General features: G+C 63.9%; 3 protein-coding genes. All 3 read right to left on the reverse strand.

Annotation, left to right across the window (positions count from 1 at the left end; translation table 11 throughout):
- Nucleotides 1-13 precede the first annotated feature (13 nt).
- Complete coding sequence (gene tnpC, locus B5V03_RS29275) at nucleotides 14-1,492, reverse strand: IS66 family transposase (protein ID WP_085386233.1); 1,479 nt, start codon at nucleotides 1,490-1,492, stop codon at nucleotides 14-16.
- 122 nt (nucleotides 1,493-1,614) lie between these two features.
- Entirely contained in the window at nucleotides 1,615-1,971 is a 357-nt protein-coding gene (gene tnpB, locus B5V03_RS29280; RefSeq protein ID WP_026233531.1) for an IS66 family insertion sequence element accessory protein TnpB, read from the reverse strand.
- Entirely contained in the window at nucleotides 1,968-2,399 is a 432-nt protein-coding gene (gene tnpA / locus B5V03_RS29285; RefSeq protein WP_018458214.1) for an IS66-like element accessory protein TnpA, read from the reverse strand. Before tnpA ends, tnpB begins: the two co-directional genes overlap by 4 nt.
- Between the last annotated feature and the right edge of the window lie 84 nt (nucleotides 2,400-2,483).

Raw genomic sequence — 2,483 nt, forward strand, 5'->3', positions numbered from 1 at the left:
GTAAGCGTCGCTGTCAGGCCACGGCTTTGAGGGCTTGAGCGCGGTAGGCCCAGGGCAGTAGCAGGTCGATGTCGCGGTTTGGATGTCCGTTGACGATCCTGGTCAGGACGTCGGTGAGGTAGGCGAGCGGATCGACGTCGTTGATCTTGCAGGTCTCGACCAAGGAAGCGATGACCGCCCAATGCTCGGCGCCGCCGTCGGATCCTGCAAATAGTGCATTCTTGCGGCAAAGTTTGATACCGCGGATTGATCGCTCGATGGTGTTGTTATCGAGTTCGATCCGGCCATCGTCAATGAAGCGCGTCAGTCCTTGCCAGCGCGAGAGAGCATAGCGGATGGCCTCGGCGAGCTTGATCTTCTGGCTGATGAGAGCCAGCTTGGCGCGCAGCCATACCTCAAAGGCATCGGCCAGTGGTCGGCTCTTCTGCTGCCGCACGAGGCGACGCTCCTCCGCGCTGCGGCCGCGAATCTCCTTCTCGATCGCATAGAATGCGGCGATGTGGTTGAGCGCCTCGCTTGCGATTGGAGCGGGGCCGGCTGTCGCGAGTTCGTAGAAGTTGCGCCGCATGTGCACCCAGCAGAAGGCGAGCTCGACTCCGCCGCGTTCGGCAAGCTTTGGATAGGCGTTGTAGCCATCGACCTGCAGGACGCCCTTGAAGCCGGCGAGATGGCTGAACAGCCGCTCGGCTTTGCGGTCGGGTGCATAGACATAGGCAATGCCGGGCGGATCGAGGCCGCCCCAGGGCCTGTCGTCGGCTGCATAGGCCCAGAGCTGGCCGGTCTTGGTGCGCCCTCGACCCGGATCGAGCACCGGCACCGTCGTCTCGTCGGCGAACAGCTTGGATCTCGCGCGAAGCAGAGCGAGAAGGCGCTCATGCAGCGGGCGCAGATGGAAGGCGGCATGCCCAACCCAGTCCGCCAGCGTCGATCGATCGAGAGCGATGCCTTGGCGGGCATAGATCTGGGCCTGCCGGTAGAGCGGCAGATGATCGGCATATTTGGACACCAGAACCTGGGCGACGGTTGCCTCCGTCGGCAGGCCGCCCTCGATCAGCCGGGCCGGAGCCTCGGCCTGCGTGACGCCATCTTCGCAGGCTCGGCAGGCGTATTTGGGACGCCGGGTGACGACAACGCGGAACTGCGCCGGCACCATGTCCAGCCGCTCGCTCCTGTCTTCACCGATCCGATGCAGTTCGCCCTGGCAGCAGGGGCAGGTCTTGTCGTCGAGGTCGACGACGACCTCGATCCGCGGCAGGTGGGCCGGCAGTGCTCCGCGATTGACGCGGCGCTTGCGTGCGCGCTCCGCCCGGCCTTCCGGGGCTGTCTCGTCATGACCAGCCTCGGCAAAGGCTGCGACCTGTTGGACGTCATCGAGGCCCAGCAGCATCTGCTCCTCGGGAAGCGACTCTGCCTTCCGGCCAAAGCGGTGGCGTTGCAGCTCCTTGATAATCTGACGCAGCCGCTCGCTCTCGTGAAGCGCTGCCAGCAGCATCGCCTTGAGCGTCTCGGGATCATCAGGAAGGTTATCGCTCACAGGTAAATCAGAGCATATTCGCGCCCGCTTGACGACGTGCTCGATGCCCCTGATTCACTTCGCCGCAGCACGGCTCACAATTATCCGACTTGCGTCGGCACGACCGTCTCCCGTGCCGCGTGGACACGCCGCCAATCGAGCCCTTCGAGCAGCGCCGACAATTCCGCCGCCGACAAACGCATCACGCCATCCTCGATCTTCGGCCAGCGGAAGACGCCGTCTTCGAGCCGCTTGGCGAACAGGCACAAACCCGTACCATCCCAGAAGATCAGCTTGATCCGGTCGGCGCGCTTGGCACGGAACACATAAACAGCACCCGAGAACGGGTCAGCCTGCATGTGCTCGCGTACCAATATGGCAAGCCCCTCCATTCCCTTGCGGAAGTCGACCGGCTTGGTTGCCACCATCACCCGGACAGTTCCGGACGGGCCGATCACCGGCTTGCCTTCAGCGCATGGACGATGGCCGCAATCATCGCCACATCCGCGCCTCGGCCGACCCGGATAGTGACGCCCTCGGCTTCGATCTCGATGCCCCCGATATCCGGCTTGGCCTTGCGTCGCGCTGTCTTGCGCTCATGGCCAACAGCCACGGCCGGTACCAAGGCGTCTACCACCGCCGGTACAAACGGTGGATCGTCAGCCATCGGCGTCGGCAACCGGCGTGCTTGCCGGCGCCAGGTGAACACTTGTTGTGGGGTCAGCCCGTGTCGCCGGGCAATCTCGGAAACGACGGCGCCCGAGACCAGCGTCTCCTCGACGATCCGGGCCTTGTCGTCCTTGGAGAACCAACGACGGCGTCCCGTCTCCGTGATCACTTCCAGCCGGCGCGCCGTCACGTCCGATTTAAGCGTATGGTCAAGCATAGACACAAGCCGATCCCTTCAAAGAGATCGTGAAACTCGCCTATCCCATGTGCCGCGAGAAGGCGGGAGCGGAACGACGCTTAC

The sequence above is a fragment of the Bradyrhizobium betae genome (assembly GCF_004123905.1).
Lineage (GTDB): Bacteria > Pseudomonadota > Alphaproteobacteria > Rhizobiales > Xanthobacteraceae > Bradyrhizobium > Bradyrhizobium betae_A.

What these genes read in the sequence shown, in the direction of transcription:
- tnpC (WP_085386233.1), bottom strand. Translation starts at nt 1,492, where the DNA reads ATGCTGCTGGCAGCGCTTCACGAGAGCGAGCGGCTGCGTCAGATTATC.
- tnpA (WP_018458214.1), bottom strand. Translation starts at nt 2,399, where the DNA reads ATGCTTGACCATACGCTTAAATCGGACGTGACGGCGCGCCGGCTGGAA.